Annotated in this window: 15 protein-coding genes and 1 pseudogene; all 16 read right to left on the bottom strand. The window is 63.8% G+C overall.

The features are described 5' to 3' along the window. Positions 1–32: 32 nt before the first annotated feature. Entirely contained in the window at positions 33–503 is a 471-nt protein-coding gene (locus tag D3242_RS20255; protein WP_064985111.1) for an EF-hand domain-containing protein, read from the bottom strand. Positions 504–642: 139 nt separating this feature from the next. Further along, on the bottom strand, positions 643–3,603 hold the full coding sequence (locus tag D3242_RS20260) for a bifunctional [glutamine synthetase] adenylyltransferase/[glutamine synthetase]-adenylyl-L-tyrosine phosphorylase (RefSeq protein WP_064985048.1): 2,961 nt from the start codon (positions 3,601–3,603) through the stop codon (positions 643–645). Then, complete coding sequence (locus D3242_RS20265; protein WP_064985049.1) at positions 3,603–5,081, bottom strand: sensor histidine kinase; 1,479 nt, start codon at positions 5,079–5,081, stop codon at positions 3,603–3,605. The genes D3242_RS20260 and D3242_RS20265 overlap by 1 nt, the downstream gene beginning before the upstream one ends. Positions 5,082–5,089: 8 nt before the next feature. Further along, positions 5,090–5,764, bottom strand: coding sequence for a response regulator transcription factor (locus D3242_RS20270; RefSeq protein WP_027046649.1), 675 nt, complete (start codon positions 5,762–5,764; stop codon positions 5,090–5,092). Between the two features lie 355 nt (positions 5,765–6,119). Beyond that, entirely contained in the window at positions 6,120–7,670 is a 1,551-nt protein-coding gene (locus D3242_RS20275) for a Do family serine endopeptidase (RefSeq protein WP_064985051.1), read from the bottom strand. A 133-nt stretch (positions 7,671–7,803) separates the two neighbouring features. Further along, a complete protein-coding gene (locus D3242_RS20280) occupies positions 7,804–8,271 on the bottom strand; it encodes a cytochrome c-type biogenesis protein (RefSeq protein WP_064985053.1) in 468 nt (155 codons plus the stop codon). Continuing rightward, positions 8,268–10,259 (bottom strand): heme lyase CcmF/NrfE family subunit, encoded by a 1,992-nt coding sequence (locus D3242_RS20285; RefSeq protein ID WP_064985055.1) that lies wholly within the window; start codon positions 10,257–10,259, stop codon positions 8,268–8,270. Before D3242_RS20285 ends, D3242_RS20280 begins: the two co-directional genes overlap by 4 nt. 38 nt (positions 10,260–10,297) lie before the next feature. Beyond that, positions 10,298–10,741, bottom strand: a complete 444-nt coding sequence (ccmE, locus tag D3242_RS20290; RefSeq protein WP_010915048.1) for a cytochrome c maturation protein CcmE — start codon at positions 10,739–10,741, stop codon at positions 10,298–10,300. A gap of 8 nt (positions 10,742–10,749) precedes the next feature. Beyond that, positions 10,750–11,889, bottom strand: coding sequence for a c-type cytochrome biogenesis protein CcmI (ccmI, locus tag D3242_RS20295; RefSeq protein ID WP_064985057.1), 1,140 nt, complete (start codon positions 11,887–11,889; stop codon positions 10,750–10,752). A 172-nt stretch (positions 11,890–12,061) separates the two neighbouring features. Then, the gene (locus D3242_RS20300; RefSeq protein ID WP_038652364.1) at positions 12,062–12,499 is read right to left on the bottom strand and encodes a hypothetical protein; all 438 of its coding nucleotides are present in this window, start codon (positions 12,497–12,499) and stop codon (positions 12,062–12,064) included. 206 nt (positions 12,500–12,705) lie between these two features. Beyond that, positions 12,706–14,076, bottom strand: a complete 1,371-nt coding sequence (locus D3242_RS20305) for an ATP-binding protein (RefSeq protein ID WP_064985113.1) — start codon at positions 14,074–14,076, stop codon at positions 12,706–12,708. A gap of 40 nt (positions 14,077–14,116) precedes the next feature. Next, the gene (locus tag D3242_RS20310; protein ID WP_019857144.1) at positions 14,117–14,782 is read right to left on the bottom strand and encodes a response regulator transcription factor; all 666 of its coding nucleotides are present in this window, start codon (positions 14,780–14,782) and stop codon (positions 14,117–14,119) included. A gap of 71 nt (positions 14,783–14,853) precedes the next feature. Next, positions 14,854–15,153, bottom strand: coding sequence for a hypothetical protein (locus D3242_RS20315; RefSeq protein ID WP_019857143.1), 300 nt, complete (start codon positions 15,151–15,153; stop codon positions 14,854–14,856). Positions 15,154–15,326: 173 nt separating this feature from the next. Beyond that, on the bottom strand, positions 15,327–15,734 hold the full coding sequence (locus tag D3242_RS20320; protein ID WP_038645591.1) for a DUF3168 domain-containing protein: 408 nt from the start codon (positions 15,732–15,734) through the stop codon (positions 15,327–15,329). A 242-nt stretch (positions 15,735–15,976) separates the two neighbouring features. Beyond that, positions 15,977–16,696: an SDR family NAD(P)-dependent oxidoreductase gene (locus D3242_RS20325; RefSeq protein WP_120145518.1), complete on the bottom strand. Its 720-nt coding sequence runs from the start codon at positions 16,694–16,696 to the stop codon at positions 15,977–15,979. Between the two features lie 113 nt (positions 16,697–16,809). Beyond that, positions 16,810–16,936: pseudogene (locus D3242_RS20330) on the bottom strand (IS5/IS1182 family transposase); the annotation flags it as partial.

Raw genomic sequence — 16,936 nt, forward strand, 5'->3', positions numbered from 1 at the left:
AGCGATATCGCCGGAGCCTTGATCAAACAATGTTATTGGACGCCGTCGTCATCATCCGATTGGCGGTGATGGCCAAGGCGATGGCCCTTCGGCAGTTCGCTCTTCTCGATCTTGCCGTCATTGTTCTTGTCGAGCATGGCGAACACCTTCTTCTCACGACCGGTGATGTCATCCGTGGTCAGCGTGCCGTCGCCCTTGGTGTCGTAGCGGGCGATGATGCGCCTGGCCATCCGCTCGAAGCGCGCCTTCTCCAGCGCGTCGGCGAGTTGGGCGACGGTCAGCTTGCCGCCATTGTCGGCAACGAGCTTCTTCAGCCGCGCGTTCATGGCGTCGGAAAACTGGTCGAAGGTGATGGCGCCGCCTGAATAGGTCATCGCCTTGTCGAGTCGGGCCATCATGCCGTCGCGCATTTTCGCGCTGGCATTGTTTTCGGCATAGGCGGTGGTGCCGACGGCGCCGGCAAGTGCTGCGAAGGCGAGGGCAAGCTTGGTTGACTTTCTCATGGTCTTCTCCTGTTGCATCGTCACCCCCGATGCGAGAGCGGCGGATCTTCGATCCTGTTGCCGCTCGATCTCATTGTTCGAGCATCGGATTTTCCCAAAACCGGCTTCCACTTTTGGGTCCGATGCTTCGACAGTTATTTCATGGTCGTCCGGCATGAAGCAAAAGATCAAAGTCCTTCCTGACCTTCTGCGACGTCTCCTTGAGATGTGCTTCCAGCACACCGAAATCCGGCAGGTCGGTGACCGCCAGAAGCAGATCCGAAAGCCCCGGCGGAACGTCGTCGCGCTCGAACGGGCCGGTGAGGCACAGCCGGGTCATCTGGGTCAGCGCCAGATAGAGTGCGAAGGCGGCACCAAGCTCTTGCCTGACCCCGGCACCGGCGAAGCCAGGCGCGAGGCGGGACAGGATCTCCGCCGTACCGGTGACACGCGGCCCGGCCTCGACCTTCCCGGTGATGACAGCCACCTGGGCGATGAATTCGAGATCGATCAGCCCGCCGGGAATCAGCTTGATGTCCCAGAGATCGCGTGCCGGCTTTTCCTTCTCGATCATGGCGCGCATGTCCGAGGCTTCGGTCTTCACCTTTGCCGCGTCGCGCGGCTGGCCAAGCACGGCTGCGACTTCCGCTTCGACCTCGGCGCACAGGCCGGCATCGCCGCCAATGGCGCGTGCCCGCGACAGCGCCATGTGTTCCCAGGTCCAGGCCTCCTGGCGCTGATATTTCTTGAAGGCATCGATGTGGGTGGCCACGGGCCCCTTGTTGCCGGACGGCCGCAGCCGCAGGTCGAGTTCGTAGAGCACTCCTTCCGCCGTCGGCGCCGATACGGCCGAGATCAGCCGCTGCGTCATGCGGGTGTAGTAGTGGGAAGGCGCCAGCGGCTTGTCGCCGTCGGAGTCCTCGGCGTCCGCGTCATGGTCGTAGAGCAGGATGAGATCGACGTCCGATCCCGCGGTCAATTCGCGGCTGCCGAGCTTGCCCATGCCGAGCAGCGAAACCACGCCGCCGGCGATCGTGCCGTGGCGCGCCGCGAATTCGGCGGTCACCGCCTGCAACGCCGCCTCGATGGTGAGATCGGCGAGATCGGAAAAGGCGCGGCCGGCGCGGGCCGGATCGATCGAACCGGCAAGCAGCCGCACGCCGATCAGAAACTTTTGTTCCGAGGCAAAGATGCGCAGCCGGTCGAGCACCTCCTCATAGGCCCTGTCGCCTTCAAGGAAGGCGGAAAGCCGTGCCGAGAGATAGGCGCGGTCGGGGAGTTCAGTCAGCAAGGCCGGGTCGAGCAGGCCGTCGAAAACATGCGGCCGGCGCGTGATGATCGCCGCCAGCCGAGGCGCGGCGCCCATGATCGTCGCCATCAGCTTGAGCAGCGCCGGGTTGGACTGCAACAGCGAGAACAGCTGGATGCCGGCAGGCAGGCCGGCAAGGAATTCGTCGAAACGGATCAAGGCTTCGTCCGCCCGGCGCGTCTGGCCGAAGGCCTTGAGCAGCGCTGGCGTCAATTCCGTCAACCGCTCACGCGCTTCCGCCGACTGGGTGACGCGATAGCGGCCGAAATGCCAGCCGCGGATGACGCGGCAGATGTCGCTCGGCCGCTGGAAGCCGAGACCCTGCAAGGTCTGCAGCGTGTTGGGGTCATCGACATCGCCGGTGAAGACCAGATTGCCGATCCCCGCCGAAAGCTCCGGGGCCGTTTCAAACAGTGCTGCATAATGGCGTTCGACCTGCTGCAGCGAGGCGCGGAACGCCAGGGAAAACGCCGCCGCATCGGCAAAGCCCAGCATGTGGGCGATGCGCTCCAGCCCTTCATCGTCTTCCGGCAGCGTATGCGTCTGCTCGTCCGCCACCATCTGAACGGCATGCTCGACACGGCGCAGGAACCAGTATTGGCGGGCGAGTGCGTCACGCGCATCGGCGGTGATCCAGCCGCGCGCGGCGAGCTGGCCAAGCATCGGCACCGTTTCGCGGCCGCGCAGTTCGGGGAAGCGGCCGCCGGCGATGAGCTGCTGGGTCTGGACGAAGAACTCGATTTCGCGGATGCCGCCGCGGCCGAGCTTGACGTTATGGCCCTTCACGGCGATCTCGCCATGGCCCTTGTGGGCGTGGATCTGGCGCTTGATCGAATGGACGTCGGCAATCGCCGCGTAGTCCATGTATTTGCGCCAGATATAGGGCTGGAGTTCCCTGAGGAATGCAGCACCCGCAGCCAGATCGCCGGCCACCGGACGCGCCTTGATCATCGCCGCGCGTTCCCAGTTCTGGCCGCGCGCCTCGTAATAGCGCAGAGCCGCTTCAACCGGAATCGCCAGCGGCGTCGAACCGGGATCGGGACGCAGCCTGAGATCGGTGCGGAAGACATAGCCGTGCTCGGTGCGGTCCTGCAGGATGCGCACCAAGCGCCGCGTCAGCCGCGAAAACAGCTCCGTGGCGTCGAGCGGGTCGACCACGGCAGGCGCTTCCGGATCGAAGAAGACGACAAGATCGATGTCGGAGGAGAAATTCAGCTCATGCGCGCCAAGCTTGCCCATGCCGAGCAGGATCCAGCCCGATTGCAGCGACGGGTTGTCGAGATCCCGCAGTTTGAGCTTGCCCTGGCCATGCGCGTCGCGCAGCAGGAAGTCGACGGCCGCGCGAGAGCAGGCATCGGCAAGATCACTCAACCGCCGCACGGTCAGCGACGTTTCCGCCTCACCGGCAAGGTCAGCCAGCGCGATCAGGAAATGTGCCTCGGCCTTGCACTGGCGCAGTTCCATCATCAGGCTGGATTCGGAGACCGCCTCGGCCAACGGCGCCTGTTCGATCGCGGCGGTGATCGCCTCCAGGCGCGCCTCGACCGGCTGGTCGAAAAGGGCATCCAGGATACGAGGCCTGCGCCGCGCCGCGTCACGCAAAAACGGCGAGAGGTCGAAGACTGCGGCCAAGAAATCCCGGCCCTGCCCCTTGCCGGCCAGGAATTTGGCCAGCCGCGTCAACCCTTCTTCGCGTGCCGCCGCGGCGATTTCGGCCAGTTCCTGCCGCGACCTGGCTTCGTCGAGAGGGGCGAGCCCAAGGGCAGGCTTCAACTGCCAGTCCGTGACCGTCCGCTTCGCAGCCGCAGCCATCAGTGATCCTCCCGTGCGGGGAAACTCATGACCACGGATAGTCCCGGATTGCCAGGCAAGAGATCAAGCCTTCCATGATGGAAACTCATGACCGCCTTAGCGAGGCTGAGGCCAAGGCCGGAGCCCGGTTGCGAACGGCTCTTCTCCAGCCGCACGAAACGTTCGGTCGCCCGGGCCCGATCGGCATCGTCCGGAATGCCCTGGCCGTTGTCGACGACACAAAGCCTGATCTCGCCATGGGTCCGCTCGAGCGTCACGCGAACGGCCGGCTTGGATGTGGAGTCCGTCGAATATTTGATCGCATTGTCGACGATGTTGGACAGCGCCTGGCCGATCAGCTCGCGGTTGCCGTCGACAAGAAAAGCGCCATTCACGTCGGCTTCGAGCGAAACGCCAGCCTCTTCCGCCACCGGCTCGTAGAGCTCGGCGACATCACGCACGGCCGCCGCCAGATCGACGCGATTGGTGTGCTCTGACGAATATCCGGCCTCGAGCCGGGAGATCATCAGGATGGCGTTGAAGGTCTTTATCAGCTGGTCGGACTCGGCGATGGTGCCTTCCAGCGCCTGGCGGTAATCGGCGGGCTTGTGCTTGCCCGAAAGTGTCGCTTCGGCGCGGTTGCGCAGCCGGGTCAGCGGCGTCTTCAGATCATGCGCGATGTTGTCGGAAACCTGCTTGAGGCCTTCGTTGAGCGTGGCGATCCTGGCCAGCATGGAATTGAGATTTTCCGAAAGCCGGTCGAATTCATCGCCGGCGCCGGTCACCGGCAGCCGGCCCGAGAGATCACCGCCCATGATGCGACGACTGGCCTCCGACACGCTGTCGATGCGCTTCAGCGCGGCGCGGCCGACAAAGAACCAGATTAGCAGTCCGCCGAGCCCCATCATGCCGAGCGCCAGCGTCAGCGCACGGCGGATGACGGCACGAAAGCGCTCCGGTTCGCCAAGATCGCGGCCGACCAGCATGATCATCTGGTTAGGCAGCCGCAGCACCAGCGCAATGGCGTTGTGGCCCTTCTCGCCTTCGGCCGGCACCGCGTTCTCGCCGGTCGCAGGCGGCGGCGTCTGGTCTGACGTTCCGCTGCGCAGGCGATCAAGCTCGCCTTCGCCAAAGCGCTTGTAGGAGAACGGCTCGGTCGTCCAACCCTCGGTGTCGATCACCCCCGGCTCGAGGCTCTGTACGTTGCCGGTTAGAATCTGGCCGTTGGCATCGGCGATGAGATAGAGGTTGGCCCCAGGCTGGCGGGAGCGGTTTTCGACCACGCGCACCAGCACGGGCAGGCCGCCGCGCTGATAGGCGCGGGCGAGGCCCAGCACTTCGTCGTTGATGGTCTCCTGCGTCTGCGCCGTCAGCATGCGCGCCGAAAGCGAGGTCATGTAGAAGACGAGCAGCACGGCGCAGAGCGCGAAGAGCAGAAGGTAAAGCGCCGAAAGCCGCGCTGCCGTCGTCCTCATGATGGCCGGCACGGAGAGAGCCATGCTGTCGCCTAGCCGCCCTTCAGCATGTAGCCGGCGCCGCGAACCGTATGCAGGATCGGCTTGTCGAAGCCTTTTTCGATCTTGCCGCGCAGCCGCGAGACGTGGACATCGATGACATTGGTCTGCGGGTCGAAATGATAATCCCAGACATTTTCGAGCAGCATGGTGCGCGTCACCACCTGGCCGGCATGGCGCATCAGATATTCGAGCAGGCGGAACTCGCGCGGCTGCAGGGTGATCTCGCGCGCCGCCCGGCGCACCGAATGCGACAGCCTGTCGAGTTCAAGGTCGCCGACCCGGTAGACGGTTTCGGCTTCCTTGGCACTGGCACGGCGGTTCAACACCTCGACGCGAGCCAGAAGTTCGGAAAACGCATAGGGCTTGGTCAGATAATCGTCGCCGCCGGCGCGCAGGCCGGTGACCCGGTCATCGACCTCGCCCAGCGCCGACAGGATCAGCACGGGCGTGGTGTTGCCGCGGGAGCGAAGACCGGCAATGACCGACAGACCGTCGCGGCGCGGCATCATCCGGTCGATGACCATCACGTCATAGTCGCCTGCATCCGCAAGCGCAAAACCGGTCTCGCCGTCACCGGCGACATGGGCGGTATGACCAGCCTCGGTGAAGGCTTTCTGCAGATAATCGGCAGCCTCGCGATCGTCTTCTATGACGAGAATCTTCATAGGGCCGTTATACGCGATTTCGCTGGAAGGTTGAGTGGCAGACATCTGCATTTTAGCCTTTGCCAAAGCGCATCGCGATCAAGATGATCGAGGTCCCGCGCGGAAGAATCTTACTCTGTGATTGTCTTCATCCTGGACACGCCCGCTTCGAGGCATGATCGGGCAAATCATCACATTCTCTCGGCTCAGGCCCGAGGCAGCGTTTTTGGGCGGCTTTTAGAATGTGCGGCAGCGGGCGATGGGAGGCCCGCTGCCGCTGGAGGAGAGCACGATGACTGACTAACGTACCCGGCTCCATGCTTTCCCGTGCGGCGGCTCGGGGGTGTTTGATACCGCCGCACCGGAAAAGTCGTTGTCAGCCCTTGGCGACGGGCAGCGCGACGAAACGGTTGTTGTTGTCGCGGGTTACCTGCATCAGCACCGCCTTGCGGCCGGACTTCACCGCGTCGGTCATCGCCTTGGTGACATCCTCGGTGCCATTCACTTCGTTCGAATTGACCGCGGTGATGATGTCTCCCGGCTGAATGCCGCGGTCGGCCGCAGCGCTGTCGGGATCGACATCGGTCACCACAAGGCCCTTGCCGTTTTCGGATTTGGTGACGGTGAGGCCGAGATCGGCCAGCGTATCAGGCTTCGCCGGAGCGGCGGGTGGCTGCTGCTGATCGTTCGAGGCCTGCTTGTCGCTGGCCGGCAGCTTGCCGAGATCGACCTTGATCGTCTGGCTCTTGCCGCCACGCCAGACGGTGACGTCAACCGACTTGCCGGGCGAATAGGCGCCGATCAGGCGGGCGAGTTCCTTCGGCGAGGCAACATCCTTGCCGTCGACCTGGGTGATGACGTCGCCAGCCGTGATGCCGGCCTTCTTGCCGGGACCTTCGTCCTGGGCACTCGACACCAACGCACCATTGTTGGACTTCAGACCGAGCGATTCGGCGATGTCCGAGGTAACCGGCTGGATTTCGACGCCCAGCCAGCCGCGCTGCACCGCGCCACTCTTCATCAGGTCCTCGACAACCTGCTTGGCGGTCGAGGCAGGAATGTCGAAGGCGATGCCGACACTGCCGCCCGAGGGCGAGAAGATCGCCGTGTTGATGCCGACCACCTGACCGTTGAGGTTGAAGGTCGGGCCACCCGAATTGCCGCGGTTGACCGAGGCGTCGATCTGCAGGAAATCGTCGTAGGGGCCGGCGCCGATATCGCGGCCGCGCGCCGATACGATGCCGGCGGTGACGGTGCCGCCGAGGCCGAACGGATTGCCGACTGCCACGACCCAGTCGCCGACGCGAACCTTGGAATCGTCGGCGAAGTCGACATAGGTGAACTTGCCACCACCTTCGACCTTCAGCACGGCGAGATCGGTGCGCGGGTCGGTGCCGACCAGCTTGGCGTCGAGTTCCTTGCCGTCATTGGTCACCACGGTGAAGGCGGTGCCCTCTTCGACGACGTGGTTGTTGGTGACGAGGTAGCCGTCCTCGGAGATGAAGAAGCCGGAGCCCTGCGCCACCGGGCGCGGCTGGTCATTGCTGTGGTCGCGGTGACCGAAGCGGCGATGGCCTTCGTCATCCTGGCCGCCCTGGTCGCCAAAGCCCCGGAATTCCTTGAAGAAGCGGCGCAGTTGCGGATTGTTGGGAAGATTGTCGAAGCCGTCCTGGCCATCGGAGCCATCATCGGCGGTCGGCTGGATCTTGGCCTTCACCTTGACGCTGACCACGGCGGGCGACACGCGCTCGACGACATCGGCGAAACCTTGCACCTGCGGCGCCTCGACGCGTACGGCATCGGCCAGAACGGGGCTGGTTCCGCTAGTCAGCGCGCCAACGCCGATCACGCCGGCAACGGCGACGGAAGCGCCGGCAGCCAGGAGACGCTTGCGGGTGCGGGAGTATGAATTGGGGGCAATATTCATGGGGTCTCGTATCCTCTTTCAAAGGGACGCGGCTTGATCGGCATCCTCAGGAAAGGAGAATTAGAGCGGCGCACATTACCGCGCCATTTCCGACGCGTGAAACTTTGGTAATGTTGGCGGTCGAAGGGAGCCGTCAGTCGCGGTGCAGGATAGCGTCCAATGCCGCCTGTTCATCGGCGGACAGGCTCTTTGTCGCCAGGGGTCGGCGCGAGCGCGCGGTCAGCACGATGAACACGCCTCCGACCAGCAGCAACAGCGCCGGCGTGCCCCAAAGCAGTGCGTTGCGCAGGTCGAAGCGCGGCTTCAGCAGCACGAATTCGCCGTAGCGCGAAACCACATAGTCCATGACCTGCTGGTCGGTATCGCCGGCGACGAGGCGCTGACGCACCAGGATGCGCAGGTCGCGGGCAAGGTCGGCGTCGGATTCGTCAATCGACTGGTTCTGGCAGACCATGCAGCGCAGGCCTTCCGACAGCGCCCGCGCCCGCGCCTCGAGCGCCGGATCGGCCAGCATCTCGTCAGGCTTCACCGCCAGCGCCATGCCGGCAAAGCCGAGCGCCAGCATCAGGACGAGCAACGCGGCGCAGAACCTTGCCTTCATGGCAGGACCGCGGGCGTCTCGGCGCTCGCCTGCTTGCGCCGGCGCGAGGGCGCGCCGACACGCAGACGCCTGTCCATCAGCGACATGGCCGCACCCGCCATCATCACCAGACCGCCACCCCAGATCAGCGTCACCAGCGGCTTCCACCACAGGCGCACCACGACCGAGCCGTCCTTGGCCTCGTCGCCAAGCGATAGGTAGAGCTGGGAAAGACCAAGGGTCTTGATGCCGGACTCCGTCGTCGTCGTCTGCCGCACCGGATAGAAACGCTTGGCGGAACTGATTTCGCCGACAGGACTGCCGCTGACACCGATCAGCTCGAAGCGGCCACGGTCCTCGCTGTAGTTTGGCCCCTGCGCCGGATAAAGCCCGACGAAACGCAGCGTATGGCCAGACAATTCCACCGTCTCGCCGGCGCGCATGGTGAGGATCTTCTCGGTGCCGAAAGAGAGCGTGGCAACGATGCCGAGCAAGGTCAGGCCAAGGCCGAGATGGGCCAATGCCGTGCCGAAGACCGAGCGCGGCAGGCCGGCGAAGCGCCTGACCATGACGGCCGGCGCAACCGATCCGACGCCGGACTTGACGGCAAGGTCGGTGAGCGCACCGGCGACCAGCCAGACCGCAAGGCCGATGCCGAGGGCGGCGAACACCGAGGCGCCGTCGATAAACAGGCCGGTGACGAGCATCGCCGCCAGCGCCGTGGCAAAGGCCGCCATAAGACGCTGAGACGCGGCGATGATGTCGCCGCGCTTCCAGGCGAGCAGCGGGCCGAACGGCACGAGGACCAGAAGCGGCAGCATCAATGGGCCGAAGGTCAGGTCGAAGAACGGTGCCCCGACCGAGATCTTGTCGCCGGTGAGCGCCTCCAGCGCCAGCGGATAGAGCGTGCCGACAAGCACTGTGGCGGTCGCCGTGGTCAGGAACAGATTGTTGAGGACGAGCGCGCCTTCACGCGAGATCGGATGGAACAGGCCGCCGGCGGTCAATCGCGAGGCGCGCAGCGCAAACAGCGCCAGCGAGCCACCGATGAACAGCGTCAGGATGCACAGGATGAAGACGCCGCGCGCCGGATCGGTGGCGAAGGCATGCACCGAGGTGAGCACGCCCGAACGGACCAGGAAGGTGCCGAGCAGCGACAGCGAAAAGGTGAGGATGGCGAGCAGCAGCGTCCAGATCTTCAGGGCCGAGCGCTTTTCCATGACGATCGCCGAATGCAGCAGCGCGGTGCCCGCCAGCCACGGCATGAAGGAGGCGTTCTCGACCGGATCCCAGAACCAGAAACCGCCCCAGCCGAGTTCGTAATAGGCCCAGTACGACCCCATGGCGATGCCGCCAGTTAAGAACATCCAGGCGACCAGCGTCCATGGCCGCACCCAGCGCGCCCAGGAGGCGTCGATGCGCCCCTCGATCAGGGCGGCGACCGAGAAGGAAAAGCAGATGGAGAAGCCGACATAGCCGAGATAGAGCAGCGGCGGATGAATGGCCAGGCCGAGATCCTGCAGGACCGGGTTGAGGTCGCGGCCCTCGATCGGCGCCGGATTGAGCCGGATGAAAGGATTGGACGTCGCCAGGATGAACAGGAAGAAGGCAGCGCCGATAGCGCCCTGGACGGCCAGCACATTGGCGCGCAGCGTCGCCGGCAGATTGGAGCCGAAAGCGGCGACAAGCGCGCCAAAGAAGGTCAGGATCAGCACCCAGAGCAGCATCGAGCCTTCGTGATTGCCCCAGGTTCCGGTGATCTTGTAGATCATCGGCTGCAGCGAATGCGAGTTTTCCCAGACGCTCGCCACGGAGAAATCGGAGTTCGCATAGGCGCTCGCCAATGCGACAAAGGACAGCGCCGTCAGCGCGAAGCCGGTCACGGCGACAGGACCGCCGACAGCCATCAGGCGCTGGTTGTTGAGGCGTGCGCCGAACAGCGGCACGATCGTCTGCACCAGCGAGAGCGCAAACGCCAGGACCAGGGCGAAATGTCCGGTCTCAACCATGGTTGTTTCCGCAATTCACTCTTGCTCTCCCGCCAGGGCTATTCACTCTTGCTCTCCTGCCAGACGCCCTTGGCCTTCAGCCCGTCGGCCACTTCCTTGGGCATATAGCGCTCATCATGCTTGGCAAGCACGCTGTCGGCCACAAAGACGCCGTCCGGACCGAAACTGCCCTCGGTGATGACGCCCTGCTCCTCGCGAAAGAGGTCGGGCAAGATTCCGGTATAGGTGACCTTGACCGATTTGTGCGTGTCGGTGACCGAAAAGGCGACCGTCGCGCCCTGCCCGCGCTGGATGGTGCCTTTTTCGACCAAACCGCCGAGCCTGATGCGCTGGCCGGGCTGGACGCTCGCCGTGGTGAGGTCGGCCGGCATGTAGAAGTAGGAGGCCTTCTGGCCAAGCGCGTAGAAGGTCAGCCCGGTGGCGGCACCCAGGAAAGCCAATCCGCCCACGATGACCGACAATCGCTTCTGCTTGCGTGTCATGACACGTTTTACTCCGTCGCCGTCAGGCCGAGCGAGGCGGCAAAGGCGGTGAATTTCTTGGCTTCGTCGCTGCCGGCGCCAAAGACGGCGATGGCGCGACCGAGCGCCTCGCGCGCCTGATCGGTTTTGCCCAGCACGACATAGGAACGAACGAGCCGCATCCATCCTTCCGTGTCTCGCGGATTTTGCCGCAGTTTTTCGTCGAGGCCGGCGACCATGGTGTTGATCATGGCTTCGCGATCCTGCGGCGACATGGAGGATGCGGCGTCGACATCTGCGGCATCGGGGCCCTTCGCGGCCGCGCCGGAAGCGACTTCGGGGCTAGCGGATTTTGCCAGTGCCTGCTCGACGGCACTGCGCCATGGCGAATCCGGCGGCAAAGTGCCCAGCATCGCCTGCCAGGCCGTGATCGCTTCCTTGTTGCGCCCCTCCTGCGCCAAGGCCACGGCCAGGTAGAAGCTGGCCTTGGCATTGGCGGGATCGAGCTTCAGCGCCGCCTCGAAGGCATCCTGGGCATCGGCGGAAACGATACCGCCCGCGGCACCGGCGATTGCCTCGCCGAGGCCGGCCTGGCGAACAGCGCTGTCGCCGGCGAGGCGGATGGCATTGCGGTACGCGGCGACCGCGTCGGAGAAGCGCTGCATGCGCAGATAGACCGGGGCCAGCACGTCCCACCCCCTGCCGTCGGACGGGTTGGCGGCAAGGTGGGCCTCAGCGCGTGCAACCAATTCGTCGACCGAACTGTCGGCCGGGTTCTTGGTCAGCCGTTGGCTGAGCGGCTGCGCCGGCAAGTCAGGCGAGCCGATCTGGCTGTAAACACCCCAGCTGACCAGCGGGACCGCCAGCACCGCCACGGTCGCGACAAGCCGCGCCGTGACCGAAGCCGGCCGGGCCGATGCCTTGCCGGCCGTATCGGCATTGTCGAGGCGCAGGATGCGGCGCGCGATTTCGGCGCGCGCCTCGGCCGCTTCCACCGGCTGGATCAAGCCGCGCCCGGCGTCGCGGTCAAGCTCGGACAACTGGTCGCGATAGACTTCCAGATCGTGATCGCCACTCGACGACGTGCCCTTGGCTCCCGCGGCCAGCGGCAGCAGCACCGCCAGGCTCGCGCCGAGCGTCAGTATCGCGGCTATGACCCAGAACAGCATGGTTCTTCCAATAACGACAGAGCCCCGCCCTGCCAACACAGGCATCCTGCGACGCTTTGACGGTCAGCGCGCCTGACGTCCTTGATCGACATCAACCGGAGCTGGGCCGGTCCGTTTTTGGTGCATGTCATTGTCCCAAAACCGCTGCGCACTTTTGGGCGACATGCAGCCGTCAGGTTAGCGGCGTCCAGCTGCCATCGGCATTGCGGCAAGCGGTTCCGCGCGCCGTCACCCCGGCGCCGCCGGTGAACACCGTCTGCGTGTATTGGCGGCAGTCCTGCGAACCGACGCGATAGGGCTGGGCCGGAACCACCTCGCCATAGTGCGAAGCCTGATCGCCCTTCCACGCCACTTTCTGACCGCTCGTCGTATATTCAAGCGCCTTGTATTCGGCCTCGAGCGCACTGCGCTTCTCGGCGTCGCTGAGGCCATTGCCGATCGAGCCGCCGACGAGGCCGCCGTCCATCGCCGAAATGATCGACTTGGTGACCTTGCCGCTTGTCGGAGGCGTCGAGGCCGGTGTCGGAGTCACGGTAGGGCCCTTGCCGCTCAAGGTGGTGCAGCCGGAAACGGCCAGCAATGCGGAAACAAGCGCGACGCGAATCTTCATGCCAACAACCGGTTTTCTTGAGTTGGAGCCTGCCATGGATGCGCCGGGGGCCGCGTCATCGGAGAAGTAGGCGTGGCCATAGTATTGATATTTGTCGGAAATTTGGCCGCTGCCGGCAAGTTCGAGAGCAATCGGCATTGCTCCGGGATCAATCGATATGCCGCCATGACAAACGCCTTCCATCGCTGTCGATTGGTCCGGGATCATCAGTGAAGGGTCCGCAAGCGCACCACTGCCTTCAATCCACCCAGGTCGGACCGTTCGAGCGCGAGAACGCCTCCATACTCGTTGACGAGGTCGGCGACAATGGCAAGTCCCAGACCTGTTCCCGGTTTTGTCTCGTCCAGACGCCTTCCACGCTTCAGCGCATCGCGCGCCTTGTCCTCGGGAATGCCAGGACCGTCGTCGTCGATGCTGATCTCGAAAAGATTGTCGTCCTTGCCGGCCAGGGGCGCCACCGTGACCGATACCGCGCTTTTTGCCCATTTCATCGCATTTTCGAGAAGATTGCCGAGCAGTTCCTCGAGGTCCTCGCGCTCCCCGGCAAAGACGATCTCGGTGGCCGGCAGGGACAGCGACAGGCTGGTCTGCGGATTGAGCTTCTGCAAGACCCGCACCATGCGCTGCACCAGCGGCGCCACCGGCGTACGATACACGACGCTGTCGCGCTGCGCCGCGACGCGGGCGCGCTGCAAATAATGGTCGACCTGCTTCTGCATCGAGGCGGCCTGCTCGGCGATCAATTGTCCCTTGGCGCCGCCAAGCGCCCGGCCCTCATTGAGCAGCACCGCCAGCGGCGTCTTCAGCGAGTGGGCGAGATTGCCGACCTGGGTTCGCGAGCGCTCGACGATGCGTTTGTTGTTTTCGATCAAGGCGTTGGTTTCGTTGGCTAACGGCTCGATCTCGGCAGGAAAGCGGCCGTCGAGCCGCTGCGCGGTGCCTTCGCGCACCATGGCAAGGGCGTTGCGCACCCGGCGCAGCGGCTGCAGGCCGAGCAGGATGGCAATGGCGTTGATGGCGATCATGCCGACGCCGAATAGGCTGAGATAGGTCAGCAGGCGGCGCTGGAAGGTGGCGATTTCCTGTTCGAGTTCGCTCTGGTTGCCCATCACGCGAAAACGCGCGGCGCGGTTCTTGGCATCGAGCACGAATTCGCTCTCGAACACTTCGAGCTGCTCGCCGTCTATCCCTTCGGCCGAATAGCTGCGCTGGAAGCTGGCATTGAAGGGCACCTCGGCGACGCTTGGCGACGGAATTTTGCTCGTCATCGACGACGAATGAAGGTCACCATGCACACCTTCCGAGGCAGGCTCGACCGACCAGTACCAACCGGAATTCGGCTCGGAGAAGCGGAGGTCGCCAAGGTCCGGGGCGCCGGTGAGCGCACCGGTGTCGGAAATGCCGATGGACCCGATCAGGTTGAACAGATGCGCCGAAAGCAGGCTGTCGAAGCCGCGCTCGCTGGCCTGGCGGTAGAGCGTGGTGATCAGGGTGAAAATGACGACAAGGGTCAGGATCGCCCACACGGTGGAAAAGGCGATCACGCGGAACGTCAGCGAACGGGGCCACAAACGCAGCGAAAGCGGCGCCCTTGCGGTTGGTTTGAGCGGTTCCGAGTTACGCCTCCGGCTCGCGCATGCGGTAGCCCATGCCACGCACGGTTTCGATCATGTCGATGCCCATCTTCTTGCGCAGCCGCCCGACAAAGACCTCGATGGTGTTGGAATCGCGGTCGAAATCCTGGTCGTAGAGATGCTCGACCAGTTCGGTGCGCGAGACCACCTCGCCCATATGGTGCATCAGATAGGCAAGCAGGCGGAATTCGTGCGAGGTCAGCTTCAGCGGCACGCCGTCGACATCGGCTTTCGAGGCCTTGGTGTCGAGGCGCAGCGGCCCGCAGGTGAGTTCCGACGAGGCATGGCCGGCGGCGCGGCGGATCAGCGCCCGGAGCCGCGCCAGCACCTCCTCGATGTGGAAGGGCTTGGTGACATAGTCGTCAGCGCCGGCATCGATGCCGGAGACCTTGTCGCTCCAGCGGTCGCGCGCGGTCAGGATCAGCACCGGCATCTTGCGGCCGCCACGGCGCCAACGTTCGACCACGCTGATGCCGTCCATCTGCGGCAGGCCGATATCGAGCACGACGGCGTCGTAGGGTTCGGTGTCGCCGAGGAAATGGCCTTCCTCGCCGTCGAAAGCACGGTCGACGACGTAGCCGGCGTCGACCAGCGCGTCCGCTATCTGCCGGTTGAGATCCTTGTCATCCTCGACGACGAGTACGCGCATGCGGAGATCGATACCTTTTGAAGGACTTGTTCAGATATAGGCCGATTCCGGCAGCCTGGGAAACGGGTGGGTCAGTTCTGCGGAACGACGATCTCGGAACGGCGCGGACGCTGCCCGTCCTTGCCAGGCACCAGCACGACGATGACGCAGACCGGCTGGCCACCGCGTGTCGACTGCGAGGCCTTGGCCAGCGTCCCGCCATTCTGCTCGGCCACCTGCTGGCCGATCGCGTAGCAGTCGGATGCGGCCAGGACGATCGGGCTGGACTGGTCGGGCGCGATCACCGACATCGCCGTCGCCTGCGACGCCAACAGCCCGGCCGCACAGAGCGCCAGGGTCGCGGTTCGAAAGTGGGAGCGAAGCGTTTTCATGGTCGGCGTTGTAACGCATCGGTGCTGAACGTGAAATGAACGGTGATCGATGCGAAAACCATGCCCGCTACACCCCCTGAAACGCCAGACGACCGATGTCATTTCGACGCCCCAACCCGACGAAATCCCGCAGACGCCAGTCTAGACTCCGTTTCGGCCAGATTGAAAGCGTGTCAGGCATTTTCCTGTGTCAGCGCGCGAAACCGCAGCAGCCCGTGATGCACAAGGAGTTCCTCGTCGTAACGGGCCTCGGTGAATTCAAGCGACAGCCGCGTCTTGCCGCGCCGGCCGACCACCAGTGCGGCGTTGGCAAGGCGGGCCTTGATGGCGGCCATGATGGCAAGGGTTTCGTCTTCACCATGGGCTTTCGACCAGACATGCAGCGTAATCAACTGATCGTCGTCGTTCTCGGCGCCGGTGTCCCAGTCAAAGGCACTGGTCTGACCAAAAGTCACGTAGGGAAAGGCGGCATTCTCGGTCGCCCGCTCAAGCAGCCCGGCGCCACCAAGCAGCGCAGACAGCGACTTATCGCTTTTGAGCCTCAGAAAAAGTGCCTGCAGCAAATCGCCGGGCGCGGTCATTTTTCGTCCCCCCTCGCCTGTCATGCCTTGAGCAAGCGGTTCGTCATATTGGCAAATTCACGCGCAGCGTACCGGCTCGTCAAGCCTGCGCCATATCGCATGATTCGTCTCGTCGCGATCATGATCGCCGATGATCTCGAAAATACGACCCCTGTGATGAACAGATTGCCATGCCGAGCAACCTTGGAGAGCCGATCTGCTCAGCCGGCATGTTGCCCGGGGATACTTTCCCGCGATCTCTGTCAGTATCGGGCTCGGCCGCCCGACATGTCGAAAACAGCGCCGGTGTTGAACGCACTGGCATCCGAGCAAAGCCACACCACGAGCGCCGCTACCTCGTTCGGATCGCCGAGCCGCTTCAGCGGACTTGCCGATATCATCGCATCGACGGTTTCATTGCCGAGATCGCGGATAAGGCGCGTATCGATCGGTCCCGGAGCGATACAGTTGACGCGAATATCGGTATCGCTGATCTCACGCGACAGTGCTTTGGTAAAAGCGATGACACCGGCGCTGGCCGCGGAATAGGCCGCAAGGCTCGGCAGTCCCTCTTTCCCGGCAAGGGATCCCATGTTGACGATACGACCCTTTCCCGCTCGTCGCATAAGCGGGAGCACGCGATGCGTTACTTCGAACGTGCCAAGAAGGTTGACCTGCAGGATTCTCTGCCATTCCGCCGGTTCGAATTCCTCGAACGGCTTATAGCCACCCAGCCACCCCGCATTGTTGACGAGAATGTCGACCCCGACTTCACCCATGATGGTCAGCGCTTGCATGACGTTATCGCGTTTCGTCACGTCCACTGAAAGAGATCGTGTGCCTTCAAGCTCGACGGGCTCAATATCCCAGATCCAGACGTCCGCTCCACTCAAAGAGAGCTTGTGGGCTATCGCTCGACCGATACCACGGGCGCCTCCTGTGACGATTGCTGTTCGGCCCGAAAAATCATACGTCACCGACATCATCACCTCCCATGAAACGCCAGTGCTTTGTATATATTTAGTATATTTAGCGCCGTATCGTGAATGAAGTCGAGGAGACGGGCGAGGCTAGGCCGCATCTCGGTGCGGTTTGTCTAGGACGTAGACTCATTACCGCGTAGCCAGAGGCGGATTGCGACGAGTTTGAGGGCGGCAAGATAGTTCTCAGCCAGCTTGTCGTATCGGGTTGCGATACGACGGAATTGCTTGGCCTTGTTGAAG

It is taken from the genome of Mesorhizobium jarvisii (genome assembly GCF_003601985.1).
Lineage (GTDB): Bacteria > Pseudomonadota > Alphaproteobacteria > Rhizobiales > Rhizobiaceae > Mesorhizobium > Mesorhizobium jarvisii.

Coding starts and splice junctions, on each gene's coding strand:
- D3242_RS20255 (WP_064985111.1), bottom strand. CDS start 503: ATGAGAAAGTCAACCAAGCTTGCCCTCGCCTTCGCAGCACTTGCCGGC.
- D3242_RS20260 (WP_064985048.1), bottom strand. CDS start 3,603: ATGGCTGCGGCTGCGAAGCGGACGGTCACGGACTGGCAGTTGAAGCCT.
- D3242_RS20265 (WP_064985049.1), bottom strand. CDS start 5,081: ATGGCTCTCTCCGTGCCGGCCATCATGAGGACGACGGCAGCGCGGCTT.
- D3242_RS20270 (WP_027046649.1), bottom strand. CDS start 5,764: ATGAAGATTCTCGTCATAGAAGACGATCGCGAGGCTGCCGATTATCTG.
- D3242_RS20275 (WP_064985051.1), bottom strand. CDS start 7,670: ATGAATATTGCCCCCAATTCATACTCCCGCACCCGCAAGCGTCTCCTG.
- D3242_RS20280 (WP_064985053.1), bottom strand. CDS start 8,271: ATGAAGGCAAGGTTCTGCGCCGCGTTGCTCGTCCTGATGCTGGCGCTC.
- D3242_RS20285 (WP_064985055.1), bottom strand. CDS start 10,259: ATGGTTGAGACCGGACATTTCGCCCTGGTCCTGGCGTTTGCGCTCTCG.
- ccmE (WP_010915048.1), bottom strand. CDS start 10,741: ATGACACGCAAGCAGAAGCGATTGTCGGTCATCGTGGGCGGATTGGCT.
- ccmI (WP_064985057.1), bottom strand. CDS start 11,889: ATGCTGTTCTGGGTCATAGCCGCGATACTGACGCTCGGCGCGAGCCTG.
- D3242_RS20300 (WP_038652364.1), bottom strand. CDS start 12,499: ATGAAGATTCGCGTCGCGCTTGTTTCCGCATTGCTGGCCGTTTCCGGC.
- D3242_RS20310 (WP_019857144.1), bottom strand. CDS start 14,782: ATGCGCGTACTCGTCGTCGAGGATGACAAGGATCTCAACCGGCAGATA.
- D3242_RS20315 (WP_019857143.1), bottom strand. CDS start 15,153: ATGAAAACGCTTCGCTCCCACTTTCGAACCGCGACCCTGGCGCTCTGT.
- D3242_RS20320 (WP_038645591.1), bottom strand. CDS start 15,734: ATGACCGCGCCCGGCGATTTGCTGCAGGCACTTTTTCTGAGGCTCAAA.
- D3242_RS20325 (WP_120145518.1), bottom strand. CDS start 16,696: ATGTCGGTGACGTATGATTTTTCGGGCCGAACAGCAATCGTCACAGGA.